This is a genomic window from Streptomyces sp. UG1 (assembly GCF_049974585.1).
Taxonomy (GTDB): domain Bacteria; phylum Actinomycetota; class Actinomycetes; order Streptomycetales; family Streptomycetaceae; genus Streptomyces.
On the sequence record NZ_JBNGGG010000085.1, the window covers coordinates 1 to 15,640 of the forward strand.

Genomic DNA, 15,640 nt, shown 5'->3' on the forward strand with positions numbered 1-15,640 from the left:
CAAGAAGGCCTACCGGTCCAGAACCCGCCACGACAGCGAATCCCGCAGATTGATCACGACTCGATACACGCCCTAGGCGTCAGTCCGATGATGCGCCGGGTCGCCCGCGGGGTGAAACGCAGAGTACGCAGGCTGGCCGAGCCCCCCGTACCGCCCTCCGCCCGCCGGCTCGTCCCCGAGCCGGTGTTCGTGCTCTCCTCCGTGCGTTCCGGCTCCACGCTCCTGCGGGTCCTGCTCAACAGCCATCCCGAGATCCGCGCCCCGCACGAGATGCATCTGCGGACCCTGTCGGTGAACCTCACCAAGCCGTACACCATCAAGGCCATGGCCGAACTCGGCCTCGACCAGCGTTCGCTGGAGTATCTGCTGTGGGACCGCATCCTGCACCGGGAACTCGTACGCAGCGGCAAGCACATCATCGTGGACAAGACACCCGGCAACGCCGGGGTGTGGGAGCGGCTGCATGAGGGGTGGCCGCAGGCCCGGTACCTCTTCCTGTTGCGGCATCCGGCATCGATGGTGAACTCGCTGATCGCCGGTCGGCCGGACCGTGAGCTGGAACCGACGGTGCGGGAGGTGCGCGGGTACGTCGATGCCGTCGAGGCGGCCCGCAACAACCTGGACGGTCTCACGGTCCGCTACGAAGAGCTGACGGAGAGACCTGATCAGGTCACGCAGGAGATCTGCGCGTACCTCGGGGTGCAGTGGACCCCCGAGATGCTCGATTACCGCAAGGGTGATCACGGGCCGTTCGTGCCGTTCATCGGAGATTGGAGCGACAACATCAAGTCCGCGAAGATCCAGCGGGCCCGACCGCTGCCGAAACCCGAGGACGTACCGCCGGCTCTGCGCGACATCACCCGCGCCTGGGGGTACCCGTGCTGAACCCTCCGCGCGACCGAAAGAGCCGGTGCACCTGTCCCGGCGCGACGGTCTGGGTGACGGGCCCCTCCACGGCCGACCGGTTGGCGGCCGCCTACGCACTGGCCGACCGGCTCACGGCCGAACAGCGCCGGGTCCAGGTGCTCGACCGGTACGCCGATCTGGGCGCCGACACCCGGCGCACGGGTCTGCTGGCCGAGGTGCTGGCACGCAACGGGGTCGTGGCGATCGTCCCGTGCGCCCCACGGAGCGCCACTGCCGTGCACGACCGCCACGCGGCCAGCGGTACCCGGTATGTCGAGGTCTCCGTCGCCGAGCAGGACGATCCGGCGCATACGGCGGCCACGACGCACTGCCTGCTCACCGGGCAGGGCTGATCCGCTCGTCCGCAGGTCCTGGGCGATCGGAGGGAGGAAGAGGCCCTGGCTCCTGGACGGGTACTCCGGACCGTGCCGCCCTGCGCGGAGGCGCGCTCAGGGCGGCACGGCGGTCATGCGGTGGCCGGAGCGGGGCCGACCAGTTCGGACAGGACGTCCTCCATCGTCACGAAGCCGATCACCCTGCCGCTCCCGCCGACCACAGCGGCCAGATGGCTGCCCTCGGCGCGCAGGGCGGTGAGGGTGTCGTCCAGCGGGGTGTCGATGTGCACCCGGGTGACCGGGTGGTGGGCGGTGCCCGGGAAGGGACGGTCGCGGTCGGCGACGCCGAGGGTGTCCTTGATGTGCAGGTAGCCGAGGAGGGCGCCGTCGGGACCGGTGACCGGGAAGCGGGAGTAGCCCGCGTCGGCGGCCACGCGCTCCAGTTGGGCCGGGGTGACGGTGTGGTCGACGGTGTGCATGTGCTGCACCGGGACGAGGATCTCGCCGACCGGGCGGGTGCCCAGTTCCAGCGCGTCGCGCAGTCGTTCGCCGTCGGCCGGGGTGAGCAGTCCGGCCTCGCCGGCCTCGACGACCATGCGCGCGAGCTGGTCGTCGGTGAAGACGGCCTCGACCTCGTCCTTCGGCTCGACGCGCAACAGCTTCAGCAGGGCGTTGGCGAAGGCGTTGATGCCGAACACGACCGGTCGCAGCGCCTGGGTGAGCGCCACCAGCGGCGGGCCGAGCAGCAGCGCGGTCGGCACCGGAGCGGCCAGCGCGATGTTCTTCGGCACCATCTCGCCGATCAGCATGTGGAGATACGTCGCCACGGTCAGCGCGATCACGAATGCGATCGGGTGGACCAGGGCGTGCGGGATGTGCGCCGCCTCGAAGCCGGGCTCCAGCAGGTGCGCGATGGCCGGTTCCGCGACCGCGCCGAGCACCAGCGAGGAAACGGTGATGCCGAGTTGGGCGGTGGCCATCATGGCGGAGAGGTGCTCCAGGGCCCACAGCGTCATCCGGGCCCGCTTGTTCCCCTCCTTCGCCCGCGGCTCGATCTGGCTGCGGCGTACGGAGATCAGGGCGAACTCGGCGCCCACGAAGAACGCGTTGGTCAGCAGCGTCAGGGCACCGATGAGGAGTTGCAGGACGGTCATCGGGCCACCTCCGGCTGCTCGTCGACGTCGGCGTCGGCGTCGGCGTCGACCTCGCCCAGGGCGGGCGCGGTGATGCGTACACGGTCCGCGCGGTGGTGCTCGACGTCCACCACCTCCAGCCGCCAGCCGTCGATGTCGACGGTGTCGCCCTCGGCGGGGATGCGGGCGAGGCGGGTGGCGATCAGGCCGGCCGCGGTCTCGTACGGCCCTTCGGGCGCCGTCAGCCCGATGCCGGCCAGCTCGTCGAGGCGGACACCTCCGTCCGCCTCCCAGACCGCGCGGCCGTCCTCGGTGCGCGGGGCGGGCAGCAGGTCGGGGGCCTCGACGGGGTCGTGTTCGTCGCGGACCTCGCCGACGACCTCCTCGACGATGTCCTCCATCGTGGCCACGCCCGCGGTGCCGCCGTACTCGTCGATGACGACGGCCATGGTGCGGGTGGTGCGCAGGCGCTCCAGGAGTCGGTCGGCGGTGAGGCTGTCGGGGACGAGGAGGGGTTCGGTGGCCAGCTCGGTGACGGGCGTGGTGGCCCGCTTCTCCGGGTCGAGGGCGAGGACGTCGCGGATGTGGACGGTGCCGATGACCTCGTCGAGGCTGTCGCGGTAGACCGGGAAGCGGGACAGGCCGGTGGCGTACGTCAGGTTCGCCGCGTCGGCGGCCGTGGCATGTGCTTCCAGGGCCCGGACGTCGACCCGCGGGGTCATCACGTTCTCGGCCGTGAGCTCGCTCAGGTGCAGGGTGCGGACGAACAGTTCGGCGGAGTCGGCCTCCAGCGCGCCTTCGGCGGCCGAGTGCCGGGCGAGCGCGACGAGTTCCTCGGGGGTGCGGGCGGAGGCCAGCTCCTCGGCCGGCTCCAGGCCGAAGCGGCGTACGAAACGGTTCGCGGTGTTGTTCAAGTGCCGGATGAACGGTCCGAAGGCGGCCGTGAAACCGCGCTGCGGACCCGCCACCACCTTGGCAACGGCCAGCGGCCGGGAGATCGCCCAGTTCTTCGGCACCAGCTCGCCCACCACCATCAGCACGACGGTGGAGAGCGCCACGCCCAGCACGGTCGCCACCGACGAGGCGGCACCACCCAGTCCCACGGCCTCCAGCGGACCCCGCAGCAGCGCGGCCAGCGACGGCTCGGCGAGCATGCCGATCACCAGCGAGGTGACGGTGATGCCCAGTTGGGCGCCGGAGAGCTGGACGGTCAGGCGACGCACCGCCCTGAGCGCGCCTTCGGCACCCCTCTCACCGGCCTCGGCGGCGCGCTCCAGTTCACCGCGCTCGACAGTGGTCAGCGAGAACTCGGCGGCGACGAACAGCGCGCAGGCCAGCGTGAGGAGCAGGGCCAGCAGGAGCAGCAGGATCTCGGTCACCGTGCCACCCCCCGGCCCTCACGCACAGGCAACGGACGGGGAACGGCACGGCTGGTACTGGGGGGCTCACCCATCGCGGGACTTCGGCTCCTTCTCGAACGCGTATGAGGACAGTGGTCGGAAGCAAGGCCACCTGCTTCTACACCAACTGTAAAGGACCCGTTTTCGGCCTTTCCCGCGGCACCGGCGCGGACTGCGATCCTCTCGGTCCCCGACAGCCCTATGCTTCTACGCGTTTGTAGAGGATCCACGCGCTAAGGAGTGGACGCCACGATGGTGTTCAAACGACTGCTCGGTTCGCTCGGCGTGGGCGGCCCCACGGTGGACACGGTCCTCGACCCGGGGGCGGCTCAGCCCGGTGGCACCCTGTCCGGCCAGGTCCATCTCAAGGGCGGGGACGCCGACTTCGACATCGAGCACATCACCCTGGAGCTGGTGGCGCGGGTCGAGGCCGAGCACGACGGCGGGGAGAGTGAGGGCGCCGTCACCTTCGACCGGTTCACCGTCGGCGGCGGCTTCCGTCTCGCCGCGGGCGAGCCGCGCAGCGTTCCGTTCGGCGTGACGCTGCCGTGGGAGACCCCGATCACCGAGCTCCACGGGCAGGGCCTGGGCATCGTCCTCGGGGTCCGCACCGAGCTGGCGGTGGCGGGCGCCAAGGACAAGGGCGACCTGGACCAGTTGAGCGTCGGCCCGCTGCCCGTGCAGGAGGCCGTCCTCGAAGCGCTCGGACAGCTCGGCTTCGGCTTCAGGTCCGCGGACCTGGAGTACGGGCGCATCGGCGGCACCGCACAGCAACTCCCCTTCTTCCAGGAGATCGAGCTGACCCCGGCGCCGCAGTACGCGCAGCAGGTCAACGAGATCGAGGTGACCTTCCTGGCGGGCCCGGGTGGCATGGAGGTCGTCCTGGAGGCGGACAAGCGCGGCGGCCTCTTCTCCTCCGGCCACGACGCGCTGACCCGGTTCACCGTCTCCCACGAGGGCGTCGAGCACCAGGACTGGAACACGATCGTCGACGGCTGGATCCGGCGGCTGGTGGAGCACCGCGGCTCCTACGGCTCACACGCCGCCGACGAGCACGGCTCCCCGTACCCGACGCACGGCCACGGCGGCCACGCCGATCACCACCATGGCGGCCACCGCTCCGGCCCCGGCGTGGGAACCGCCGTCGCCGCGGGCGCGGCCGGACTCGCCGTCGGCGTCGCCGGCGGCATGGTCGCGGCCGAAGTCGTCGACGAGGTCGGGGACTTCTTCGAGGGCGAGGAGGAAGAGGGGGAAGAGGGGGAAGAGGAGGACTGACAGGGCGGTCCTCCTGGGCCACCAGCGAGGTCGCGCCGAAGGCGGAACTGCGGTCACCTCTCGCGCACCCGCTGTACTCGGTCTGGCGCAACCCGCCGCGAGTTCCCCGTTCTACGTCTGCCCGGTGGACCGCTGGACGGCCTCGTGTTCGCCGGCGCTGACCAGACCTGTCTCGTAGGCGACGATGACGGCCTGGACACGATCGCGGAGTCCGAGTTTGGCGAGGATGCGGGCGACGTGGGTTTTGACGGTCGCCTCGGCCAGGTGGAGGCGGGTGGCGAGTTCGGCGTTGCTCAGTCCTCGGGCCAGCAGGCCGAGGACCTCCAGTTCGCGCGGGGTGAGGGAGGCGAGGTCGCGGTGGAGGGCGGGGGTGTCGTTGTCGCCGCCGTGCTGGGCGCCGTATCGATGCTCGCCTCCGGCACGGTATCGATGTTCGCCTCCGGCACTGTATCGATGTTCACCTCCGGCAAAACGCCGCACGAGGCGGCGGGTGATGGTCGGCGCGAGGAGGGCGTCTCCGGTGCGGACCGTGCGGACGGCCGAGGCCAGGTGCTCGGGGGTGACGTCCTTGAGGAGGAAGCCGCTGGCCCCGGCGGACAGGGCCGCGTAGACGTACCGGTCGAGGTCGAAGGTGGTCAGAATGATGACGCGGGGTTCGCCGGGGGCGCCGGTGAGGATGCGGCGGGTGGCCTCGAGGCCGTCCATCTCCGGCATCCGGATGTCCATCAGGACCACGTCGGGACGTGTGCGGCGGACCGCTTCGACGGCTTCGGCCCCGTTGGTCGCCTCCGCGACGACGTCGATGCCGTCGGCGCTGAGGATCATCCGGAAACCGGTGCGGACCAAGGTCTGGTCGTCGGCCAGGAGCACACGCAGCGGCTGCTCGGTCACGGTGCCTCCAGGGGGATCAGCGCTTCCACACGGTAGCCGCCGGTCAGGCGTCGGCCGGTGCTCAGGGTCCCGTCGTAGACGGCGAGGCGCTCGCGCAGGCCGATCAGCCCCCGGCCGTTTCCGGTGGCGGCGTCCGCGCCCGGGCGTCCCCCTGTGTCGGTGACTTCCACCCGGAGCCGTTCCGGTTCGTATGCGACGGTCACGGAGGCGGTGGCGCCGGATGCGTGCTTCACGGTGTTCGTCAGGGCCTCTTGGACCACGCGGTAGACGGTGAGCTCGACGCCGGACGGGATCTCGCGGGGTGGTCCGGTCACGGTCAGGTCGACCGGCAGGCCGGCGTCCCGTACGCGTCCGACGAGCGTGTCCAGTTCGTCCAGGCCGGGCTGCGGGGTCAGCTCCGCCGCCCTACCGGCCTCGTCCGTCTCCTCGTCTTCGCCGGACATGGTGAGCAGGCCCATGACGTGCCGCAGTTCGGTCATGGCGGCCCGGCCGCCCGCCTCGACGGCGAGCAGGGCCTCGTCGGCCTGCTCGGGGGCGGTCTTCATGATCTTGCGGGCGGCGCCCGCCTGAATGACCATCACGCTGACGTTGTGCGTGACGACGTCGTGCAGTTCGCGGGCGATTCTCGCGCGCTCGTGCTCGACCGCCCGGCGCAGCGCCTCGGCCTGTTCGCGTTCCAGGGCAAAGAGCCGGGTCCGGCCTTCGTCGGTCCGGAGTTTCCAGGTGCGCAGCCCGAGGGCGGCCACGGCCATCGGGACCAGGATGAGCAGGACCACGTATTCGTTGGGGATGATCGGTATCACCGAGTTCCCCGAGGTGCCGACCAGGACGACCGACACCGGCAGCGCCGCCAGGGTCGCCACGCGGTACGGGCTGTACACGGCGGCGCTGTAGACGGCGATGACGAACGCGTAGAAGGTCAGGCGCAGGACGCTCTGCGGTGTCGCCAGTGTCGCGGCCGTCACGACGCACAGCACGGCGAGCGGGTAGCGGCGGCGCAGTGCCAGGGCACCCGAGGCGATGACGGCGAGGGTCACCATGAAGGCCATGCCGCCGGGGCCGGACGGGCGCGGCACGACGTGCATCACGCCGGGTGCGATCTCCCGCACCACGATGTTGTCCGTGTTGTCGATGCCGTAATAGACAGTGGCGATGCCGAGCGCCAGGGCCACCAGCACGTCGAACTGCCGGGCGCGTCGGCTGAGCCGCAGCGGCGGACCGGTCGGAAGCGCGGCGTCGCGGACCGTCCGGCGGGCGGCCTCCCTCAGCCGCTGCAGCGTCGTACGTACGTCGATCACCGGTTCATTGTCGCCGCCGCGCGGACCCGGCGAAGTCCGTCCCGATGGTCATTCCCAACGCACCGGATACATCGCACGCCTACATCGCAGGGATGACGTGCCCGGGGTTCACTCCGGGTGCGGTACCGCAGGGGGTTCGAGCGGGCGATGCGTGCGGACCGGGTCCGCTTCTAGCGTTCACGCAGCCCAACTGCCGTATCCAAGGAGCTCCTTCATGACCATGCCGGTGATCGAACTGTGCGAGGTGAGCCGTCGATACGACGACGGCCCACCCGCTCTTCAAGAGGCGTCGCTGACCGTGCGGCCCGGCGAGGCCGTGGCGATCCTGGGCCCTTCCGGCAGCGGCAAGTCCACGCTGCTCAATCTGATCGCGGGCCTGGACCGGCCCGATTCGGGGACCGTCACCCTGGACGGAGTGCGGGTGGACCAGCTCGGCGAAGCCGCTTCGGCACGCTACCGGCGGTCGAGGATCGGCATGATCTTCCAGTTCTTCAACCTGCTCGACGATCTGACCGTCGCCGACAATGTCGTCCTGCCCGCCCGCCTGGCGGGTATGGCACGTCGCGAGGCAGAACGCCGCGCGGCGGAACTCCTGGAACTGCTGGGCATCGACCGGCACGCCCGCGCCTACCCGGGGCGGCTGTCCGGCGGCGAACGGCAACGGGCCGCGGTGGCCCGGGCGTTGATGAACCGGCCGACGCTGCTCCTGGCCGACGAGCCGACCGGGGCCCTGGACACGGCCGCCGGACAGGACGTCAGCAGGCTGCTGACCGGCCTCAATACCGAGGGGCAGACCATCGTCGTGGTCACCCACGACCTGGCTCTGGCCCGGTCCTGCACCAACCGCACGGTCCGGATCGCCGACGGCCGAATCACCGACGACGTCCGGTCGCGGGCCGTCGCCTCGGAAGCCGTCCGATGAGCGCGCTCGGCAAGGTGGTGCGCTCGGGGGTGGGGCGACGCCGGGTGCAGACGCTGGTGATCGGGCTCGCCACGATGATGGCGGTGGCCGCCTCCGTCCTCGGCGGTTCGCTGCTCGTGGTGTCCGGCGCGCCCTTCGACGACGCCTTCGCCAGGCAGCACGGCGCGCATCTGTCCGTCCAGTTCGACGCGGGCAAGGTGAGTGCCGGGCAGTTGTCGAAGTCCAAGGGCGCGGAAGGGGTGAGCAATGCGGCCGGGCCGTTCCGCACGGCGACGGTCACCCCGCGGTCGGACGGGGCGGGCCCCGGGTGGCCGATGACCGTGGTCGGCCGGGACGGTCCCGGCCGGGGCGTGGACGAGGTGACACTGCTCGACGGACGGTGGCCCACGCGCCCCGGCGAGATCGCGCTGTCCGCCGACTCCGCGCTCGTCCCGGCCTTGGGCGTGGAACTCGCCTTCCCCGATCTGCCCGGCGGTCCGACGCTGACGGTGGTCGGTGTGGCCCGCTCGGTCACGCAGACCGCGGACGGCTGGGTGGTTCCGTCGCAGATGCCGACGCTCACCGCGCCGGGCGGCGGCTACCAGATGCTCTACCGCTTCACCGACGCGGGCTCCCCCACGAAGATCACCGCGGGCAGCAAGGCTGTGACGCAGGCCCTGCCGCCGGGAGCGGCCGTCGGCGAGCAGTCATGGCTCACCGTCAAGAAGGCCGCCGAGCGCGACACCGCCGTCTACGTCCCGTTCCTCATCGCGTTCGGCGCCCTGGGCCTGGTCATGTCGGTGCTCATCGTCGGCAACGTCGTCGCGTCGGCCGTCGGCACGGGAACGCGCCGCATCGGCATCCTCAAGGCCGTCGGCTTCACCCCGGCCCAGGTCGTGCGGGCCTACGTGGGCCAGGCGCTGATCCCGGCCGCCGTCGGCACGGCCCTCGGTGTCCTCGCCGGCCATCTGCTCGCCGTCCCCGTACTGGCCGAGACCGGGGAGGTCTACGGCACCTCGTCCCTGGCCATCGCTCCCTGGGTCGACCTGGCGGTGATCGCCGGGCTGCTCGGCCTGGTGGCGGTGACCGCGTGGGCCAGTGCCTGGCGGGCCGGTCGGCTGCGTACGGTCGATGCGCTCGCCGTCGGGCGCAGCGCTTCGGCGGGGCGCGGCCGGTGGGCGGCCCGCCTGGCCGGACGGCTGCCGTTGCCCCAGCCGGTCGCCCTGGGCCTGGTCCGGCCCTTCGCGCGGCCCGCCCGCGCGCTGGCCATGGGCACGGCGATCCTGTTCGGCGCCATCGCCGTCACGTTCACCGTGGGGATGGGCGCCTCGCTCGGCCAGGTGATGAAGGCCAGGGCCCACGACGCCGCCGACGTCGTCGTGCCCGCGCCCTTGCCGGACTTCGGACCGGGGGGTCCCGCCTCCGAGCGGCAGCCCAGGGCCGCTCCCGCCGCAGTCGCCGAGGCCATCGAAAGCGCCTCCGGAACCGGGAAGTACTACAGCGCCGCGACGGTACGGGCGACCCTGTCCGGCCTGACCGGCACCATCGACGTGATCGCCTTCACCGGCGACGCCTCCTGGGGCGGCTACACGATGGTCTCGGGCCGCTGGATCGACAGGCCCGGCCAGGCCGTGGTCCCGACTCCCTTCCTGACCGCCACCGGTACCCGCATCGGCGACACCGTCACCCTGAGCGGCCTGGCCCGGCCGGTCACGGTCAGGATCGTCGGTGAGGTCCTCGACCCCCGCAACGACGGCATGCAGGTCTTCACCGACGCCTCGACCCTCGCGCCGGCGCATCCCGACCTGACGGAGACGAGCCATCACATCGCGGTCGCGTCAGGCACCGACGTGACCGGCTACGTCGACGTGCTGAACAGGGACCTGGCGCCGCTGGGGGCCACCGCTCGGGCCGGCGGTCTCGACTCCGGCGGCGACATGGTCGTCACGCTCAACTCGCTGTCCCTCCTCCTCACGCTGATGCTCGTCGCCGTCGCCGCACTCGGCGTGCTGAACGGCGTGCTGCTCGACACCCGCGAGCGCGTCCGGGAGATCGGTGTCCACAAGGCGCTCGGCATGACACCTCGGCAGACCCTCGCCATGGTCATCACCTCCGTCGTTGTGACCGGTCTGATCGCGGGCACGCTGGGCGTGCCGCTCGGCGTGGCCCTGCACGGCTGGGTCATCCCCGCGATGGGCGACAGCGTGGGGCTCCGGCTCCCCGGCTCCGTCATCGCCGTCTACCACGCGGCCGAACTGCTCCCGCTCGCACTCGGCGGCCTGCTCATCGCGGCCCTGGGTGCGCTCCTGCCCGCCGGCTGGGCCGCCGGGGCCCGAACCGCGACGGCGCTGCGCGCCGAATAGAAGGTCAGGTTCAGGGTCGTAACTCCAACCTCCGACCCCCATCGCAGGGGGCGGTTGGGGTCGGTTGGCTGGTTCCCTCCACGCTGAGTCCCCGGCTCCGATGGCCAGGCGGCCCGACGAGCGCGATGTCGCCCCACCACCGCTCCCGCGCGGGCGCGAGAGCGGTGGTGGAGTGCCGAGAGCGCGGCAGCCGGGACGATCAGTAGAAGCGGCGGACGAAGACGTCCGACTTGCCGTTGGTGTCGCCGGGCACGATGTCGTCGGCCGTGGACTGGAAGACCACGTCGCGCCCACCGGCGCTGACCGCGCCGGTCTCGGCCGTGGCGGGCTGGTTCGAGACGACCTCGTCCGTGCCCCCCCACGCCCCGCACGTTCGGCAACAGTTGGTCGGTGTCCGAGCTGACGTCGTAGACGTGGTGTCGGAGCCCGACGTGGACGACCTTGCCGCCGTCCGCGCTGAGCTGGACGAGAGTCGCCGCCTTGGACGGGCCCTCGATCGGGTCGGAGGTGGTGCCGTCGGTGCGGTTCCACGGCCAGACGTCCTGCGCCTCGCCGTCCTGGTAGGCGACATACTCGCCGTCGCCGCTGATGGACGGCCGGGCCGGGAGGGGGTGCGCGAACTCGGCGACGACTTCCTTGGTGTCGGCACGCCAGTCGATCACCTCGACGCTCTGCCGCGACGCTGGCCGACTGAAGGTGGCGACGTGGGCGATGTAGCGGCCGTCCGCACTCAGCGACGGCCGGCTGCAGCTGAGGCCCGAGCAGTTGATGCCGATCGTTCTTGTCGTGCCCACCTGGGACAGGAAGATCTTCGTGTCTCTGAACAACTGCCCCCAGTGGGCGGCGCATTCACCGACGACGAGAAGGCGATGCGGCGCATGCAACCCCGATGGCACTGTGAGGTCAATGCATCACATGACGTATTGAGAGGCGCCGTCTGGCACATGGCCGTAATGGACCACTGAGCGGCGACGTCAAGTGAGACAACCCAGCGCGAGGCGCTGTGCAAGGTGGAGCAGATCTGCCAGGTGCAGCACCCGTCCGTCGAAGCCCGGGAGGGGGACATGGAGCGGCCGGGTCCAGCGGGCGGGGATCGTATCCAGCCCGTAGTACGCCCCCGCGAGGCCTCCGGTCACCGCGGCGACGGTGTCCGTGTCACCGCCGAGGTCGATCGCCGCGCGTATCGCGTCTTCGAAGCTGGTGGTGGTGCGCAGGGCCCAGACGGCGGAGCCCAGGCAGGGCCAGACGGCACCGTTGAACTCGGTCGCCTGATCGGGGTGCCAGTCGGGCGCGAGGACTGCGGTGTAGCGGCCGCGGTGGTCTGGGTGGACAAGAGCGAGGATGTCCGGGAGCGCGGTGAGGGGGTCGGCGTCGTCGAACGTGACGCGGATGAGCGCATGGAAGATCGCGGTGCCTTCCCAGGCCGCACGGTCACCGTGGGTGAGCGCGGCGATGCGGCGGGCCGCGTCCATGGTGGCTTCCTGGCCGGCGGCCGCGAAGTGGACCGCCGAGGTCGACGCCCGCATCAAGGAGCCGTTTCCCGCTGCTCGTTGGTTGACCTGGAAATGGATCGCGGCGGCTAGGTCCCAGGGCATGCCGTTGGTCAGGACGTCTTCGGTCTGCAAGCCGATGTCCTTCGGTTCTGATGCCGCCCACCGCTGGAAGCGGGCGAAGAGGTCCGGCAGATCCAGTCCGCCCCGCTCCAGCTGCGACTCCGCGACCAGGACGGCCATCTGCGTGTCGTCAGTGGCCTCGCCGGGGTCCCAGCCACCGCCTCCGCACATCTCGCCACCGGCACCAGGCGCGGGAAACCGTGCGGAGAACGCTCCGCGGGGACCAAACTCGAAGGGGCCGCCCAGGGCGTCACCCGCCGCTGAGCCGACGACCGCGCCGGCGGCCCGCTGAATCCGCTGCATTCGCGCAGGTTATCTGTGCCGCGCCGAGGCAGCGCGGCCTTGTTTCCTTCTTCGGCTCCCCGAGCCATCGGCGGCGAACGTGTCTCGTCCGCGGAGGTGCGCCGCCTGAGACATCCTGGGTCTGAGACACCTGTGCAGGTCACAACGCCGTCGAGTTCGGCTCCGTGTGGTCGCTCTCGGCGTCCAGCACCTTGCGCATCTTGCGGGTCACCGCGCCTTGGTCAGCAGCCGGGTCAGGATCGTGATCACCGTCGCATGGGCGAGGTCGCCGCCGAGCGCCGGTGATCCGCCGTACTCCGGCCCCTTCCGCTGCCACCCGTTCCCGACCGGAGATCGTCGAGACGCCCGACAGCTGCTCCCCCATCCTCGTCGGCCATTCCCGCGACCGACCCGAGTCAACACCCCCATTTCTTCTACAGTGTTGTAGATTTTGATTGAGCCCCTCCGGGCTCCGACCTGACCCATCGAGAAGGAGCACACAGTAGGAGTTTCCCTGGCCAAGGGCGGTAACGTCTCGCTCAGCAAGGAGGCGCCGGGCCTGACCGCCGTCCTGGTCGGCCTGGGCTGGGACGTGCGCACGACCACCGGCACCGACTACGACCTCGACGCCTCCGCGCTGCTGCTCGACGCCTCCGGCAAGGTGCTGTCCGATCGGCACTTCGTCTTCTACAACAACCTCACCAGCCCGGACGGTTCCGTGGAGCACACCGGCGACAACCTCACCGGTGAGGGCGAGGGTGACGACGAGGTCGTCAAGGTGAACCTCGCGGCCGTGCCCGCCGAGGTCGACAGGATCACCTTCCCGGTCTCCATCCACGACGCCGCGAGCCGCGGCCAGAGCTTCGGCCAGGTCCGCAACGCCTTCATCCGCATCGTCAACCAGGCGGGCGGCGCCGAGATCGCCCGTTACGACCTTTCCGAGGACGCCTCCACCGAGACCGCCATGGTCTTCGGTGAGCTCTACCGCAATGGCGCCGAATGGAAGTTCCGCGCCGTCGGGCAGGGTTACGCCTCCGGACTGGCCGGCATCGCCTCCGACTTCGGCGTCAACGTCTGACCCGGGCGGACCGCCTCGCCGGGTCCGCTCTCCAAAAGGCGGGCCCGGCCGGGCCGCCGCACGCCTGCGTATGCGGGCGCCGGCGAACGCCGACGACATCGTGGGCGGCGTACAGGATGAACTCCGTGCGTACCTCACGCTGCGCGCTTCCACGCACAAGGACACGCAGATCCGCCCGGCCGACAGCAACGTACTGCCCACCCGCCATGGACTGCTCGTGCTGGGCTGTGTGCTCCAACTGGCCGACGTGCAGGGCACATTGCGCCGCTCGCTGATGACCGCCGGCTGGGTCCTGGCGGTCATCGCAGCCATGAGCACGCTCACCGCCCGCCCGAACAGGCGGGGCTGGACCGGCGGCAACCCCTGCTGCCCCACCTGGCGCTGCCCCACCCGCGCCGACCCGTGCCCCTCTCAAAGCGACACGCGCTAGGCCGACTCCGGCTCGGGACGGTTCCGGGGGCGGACGGTCATCCGCAGGGTGAGCGGTCGTACGGTGAGCCGGGCGACCTGGCGGATGACCTGGCCCTCGGCGAGTTCCAGCCGTACCGAACGCAGCATCGTCGCGAGCGCCGTGACCATCTCGGTGCGGGCGAAGCGGTCCCCCATGCACTTGTGCTTGCCGTCCCCGAAGGGCAGGAACGCGCCCGGCGGAGGCTCCTGAGCGGCGTCGTTCCACCGGTCCGGGTCGAAGGTGAGCGGGTCGGGGAAGCGCTCGGGGTCGCGGTGCAGGGCGTGCTGGCAGTAGGCCAGTTCGGTGCCGACGGGCAGCGTCCACTCGCCGAGCCGGGTCTCCTCGGTGGTGCGGCGGGTGACCAGCCAGCCGGGGTGGTGCAGCCGCAGGGTCTCGGTGATCACCCGGTTCAGGTACGGCAGGCGGGTCACGTCGTCGAAGGAGACCGGCCGTCCGCCCAGGACCTCGTTCAGCTCGGCCAGGACCCGGGCCTCGATGCCGGGGTGGCGGGCGAGTTCGTACAGGGTCCAGGACAGCACCGACGCGGTGGTCTCGGTGCCCGCCACGGCCAGGGTGAGGACCTCGGAGCAAATCTGATCCCCGGTCAGCGGCTCGCCGGTCTCCTCGTCGACGGCGCGCAGCAGCATGGAGAGCATGTCCCCGGTGTCGTGCCCGGAGGCCTGCAGTTCGTCGACGGCGGTGTTGATGGTGGCGCGTACGCCGGCCCGGGCCCGGTCGAAGCGGCGGTTGAAGGGCAGCGGGAGGCGCCCGGCCCAGTCGGGCAGCATCATGCGCATACCGACGTCGTTCATCAACACCGACAGGTCGCTGCGCAGCCGGCGGAAGACGCCGTCGTCGAGGCTGCCGGCGAACACCGTCTTGGCCAGCATGTCGAGGCTGAGCCCGACCATCGCCTCGCGTACGTCGAGGGTCCGACCGGGCTCCCAGCCGGCGACCGTGGCCGTCACCTCGGCGCGCATGATGTCGACGTACCGGCTGATCTCGGTGTGGGCGAACGCCGGTTGCAACTGGCGGCGTTTGCGTACGTGGTTCCGGCCGGTGGCGGTGACGACGCTGTCGCCCAGCAGCTGGCCCAGCTTGTCGTAGAGCCGGCCCTTGTCGAGGGTGGGTGCCAAGGCCTTGAGCATCTGGTGGATCAGGGCCGGGTCCTGGACCACGATGGTGCGCGTCCCGGGTTGCAGGATGATCTCGACGACGGGTTCCCGTGTATCGCGCAGCGAGTCGATGAAGCCGAGGTTGTCTCGCATTTTCAGAGCGTGACCGACGAACGGAAACGATCCTGCGGCTCGGGGTATGGGGGGAGGCGACGTGGACGTCACGGGTCATCCCTTCACAGCAATCATGGGCGCCCCTATGACTTCCCTGAACTTTCCCCAGCACAATCCTGTCATGAACGTGTCCTGCGCCACGTGGGACGAGTTGGTTGGGGGGAGGGCTCCACTCCGGTGACCCTCGCCCTGATGAACGCGAGCGCGTAATGCGAGCCCTCGGTCGCGGGAGCGGCCTCCTCGAAGCCGACGCCCTCCGGCATGGCCGCGATCGTGTGGGTGAGCTTGTTTCGCTTTGACGGACACCATCGGTGTGGTGGTCAGGCCGCCAGGGCGGCCTCGTAGTCAGCGGGACTGCGGTAGCCGAGGCTGCTGTGCAGCCGGTGCAAGTTGTACCAGCCCTCGATCCACTCGAAGACCGCGGC

General features: G+C 70.9%; 13 protein-coding genes. 7 read left to right on the forward strand and 6 right to left on the reverse strand.

From position 1 onward, the window contains the following. The first annotated feature begins 111 nt into the window (after positions 1–111). Positions 112–885, forward strand: coding sequence for a sulfotransferase family protein (locus ACP4J3_RS49065; RefSeq protein ID WP_426544500.1), 774 nt, complete (start codon positions 112–114; stop codon positions 883–885). Between the two features lie 53 nt (positions 886–938). After that, a complete protein-coding gene (locus ACP4J3_RS49070; protein ID WP_426544502.1) occupies positions 939–1,259 on the forward strand; it encodes a hypothetical protein in 321 nt (106 codons plus the stop codon). Between the two features lie 113 nt (positions 1,260–1,372). Here ACP4J3_RS49070 and ACP4J3_RS49075 read toward each other — a convergent pair whose 3' ends face one another. Beyond that, positions 1,373–2,395, reverse strand: coding sequence for a hemolysin family protein (locus ACP4J3_RS49075; protein WP_426544504.1), 1,023 nt, complete (start codon positions 2,393–2,395; stop codon positions 1,373–1,375). Continuing rightward, positions 2,392–3,753, reverse strand: coding sequence for a hemolysin family protein (locus ACP4J3_RS49080; protein ID WP_426544506.1), 1,362 nt, complete (start codon positions 3,751–3,753; stop codon positions 2,392–2,394). Before ACP4J3_RS49080 ends, ACP4J3_RS49075 begins: the two co-directional genes overlap by 4 nt. A 273-nt stretch (positions 3,754–4,026) precedes the next feature. On the opposite strand from ACP4J3_RS49080, the gene ACP4J3_RS49085 reads away from it, so the two are divergent. Continuing rightward, positions 4,027–5,049, forward strand: coding sequence for a sporulation protein (locus tag ACP4J3_RS49085; RefSeq protein WP_426544508.1), 1,023 nt, complete (start codon positions 4,027–4,029; stop codon positions 5,047–5,049). A gap of 111 nt (positions 5,050–5,160) precedes the next feature. Here the strand turns inward: ACP4J3_RS49085 and ACP4J3_RS49090 are convergent, their stop codons facing one another. Next, positions 5,161–5,940, reverse strand: coding sequence for a response regulator (locus ACP4J3_RS49090; RefSeq protein WP_426544510.1), 780 nt, complete (start codon positions 5,938–5,940; stop codon positions 5,161–5,163). Beyond that, positions 5,937–7,238 (reverse strand): sensor histidine kinase, encoded by a 1,302-nt coding sequence (locus tag ACP4J3_RS49095; protein WP_426544512.1) that lies wholly within the window; start codon positions 7,236–7,238, stop codon positions 5,937–5,939. Before ACP4J3_RS49095 ends, ACP4J3_RS49090 begins: the two co-directional genes overlap by 4 nt. A gap of 214 nt (positions 7,239–7,452) precedes the next feature. Here ACP4J3_RS49095 and ACP4J3_RS49100 point away from each other — a divergent pair, with 214 nt between their 5' ends. Both ACP4J3_RS49100 and ACP4J3_RS49105 read left to right on the forward strand, forming a co-directional pair. Next, positions 7,453–8,160, forward strand: coding sequence for an ABC transporter ATP-binding protein (locus ACP4J3_RS49100; protein ID WP_426544514.1), 708 nt, complete (start codon positions 7,453–7,455; stop codon positions 8,158–8,160). Further along, the gene (locus ACP4J3_RS49105) at positions 8,157–10,502 is read left to right on the forward strand and encodes an ABC transporter permease (protein ID WP_426544516.1); all 2,346 of its coding nucleotides are present in this window, start codon (positions 8,157–8,159) and stop codon (positions 10,500–10,502) included. The genes ACP4J3_RS49100 and ACP4J3_RS49105 overlap by 4 nt, the downstream gene beginning before the upstream one ends. A 974-nt stretch (positions 10,503–11,476) precedes the next feature. On the opposite strand, the gene ACP4J3_RS49110 is transcribed toward ACP4J3_RS49105, so the two are convergent. Continuing rightward, complete coding sequence (locus tag ACP4J3_RS49110; RefSeq protein WP_426544518.1) at positions 11,477–12,418, reverse strand: ADP-ribosylglycohydrolase family protein; 942 nt, start codon at positions 12,416–12,418, stop codon at positions 11,477–11,479. A 463-nt stretch (positions 12,419–12,881) separates the two neighbouring features. On the opposite strand from ACP4J3_RS49110, the gene ACP4J3_RS49115 reads away from it, so the two are divergent. Both ACP4J3_RS49115 and ACP4J3_RS49120 read left to right on the forward strand, forming a co-directional pair. After that, positions 12,882–13,475 carry a TerD family protein gene (locus ACP4J3_RS49115; RefSeq protein ID WP_426544524.1) on the forward strand — a complete coding sequence of 198 codons (594 nt, stop codon included), beginning with the start codon at positions 12,882–12,884 and terminating at the stop codon, positions 13,473–13,475. A 70-nt stretch (positions 13,476–13,545) separates the two neighbouring features. Beyond that, the gene (locus tag ACP4J3_RS49120) at positions 13,546–13,905 is read left to right on the forward strand and encodes a hypothetical protein (RefSeq protein WP_426544520.1); all 360 of its coding nucleotides are present in this window, start codon (positions 13,546–13,548) and stop codon (positions 13,903–13,905) included. Here ACP4J3_RS49120 and ACP4J3_RS49125 read toward each other — a convergent pair. Continuing rightward, positions 13,902–15,266, reverse strand: a complete 1,365-nt coding sequence (locus ACP4J3_RS49125) for a cytochrome P450 (protein ID WP_426544522.1) — start codon at positions 15,264–15,266, stop codon at positions 13,902–13,904. The two genes, ACP4J3_RS49120 and ACP4J3_RS49125, sit on opposite strands and share 4 nt — an antisense overlap. Positions 15,267–15,640 lie beyond the last annotated feature (374 nt).

Bases quoted from the DNA above. Each gene is read 5' to 3' on its own strand.
- ACP4J3_RS49075 (WP_426544504.1), bottom strand. From the start codon at position 2,395: ATGACCGTCCTGCAACTCCTCATCGGTGCCCTGACGCTGCTGACCAAC.
- ACP4J3_RS49085 (WP_426544508.1), top strand. From the start codon at position 4,027: ATGGTGTTCAAACGACTGCTCGGTTCGCTCGGCGTGGGCGGCCCCACG.
- ACP4J3_RS49100 (WP_426544514.1), top strand. From the start codon at position 7,453: ATGACCATGCCGGTGATCGAACTGTGCGAGGTGAGCCGTCGATACGAC.
- ACP4J3_RS49105 (WP_426544516.1), top strand. From the start codon at position 8,157: ATGAGCGCGCTCGGCAAGGTGGTGCGCTCGGGGGTGGGGCGACGCCGG.
- ACP4J3_RS49110 (WP_426544518.1), bottom strand. From the start codon at position 12,418: ATGCAGCGGATTCAGCGGGCCGCCGGCGCGGTCGTCGGCTCAGCGGCG.
- ACP4J3_RS49120 (WP_426544520.1), top strand. From the start codon at position 13,546: ATGCGGGCGCCGGCGAACGCCGACGACATCGTGGGCGGCGTACAGGAT.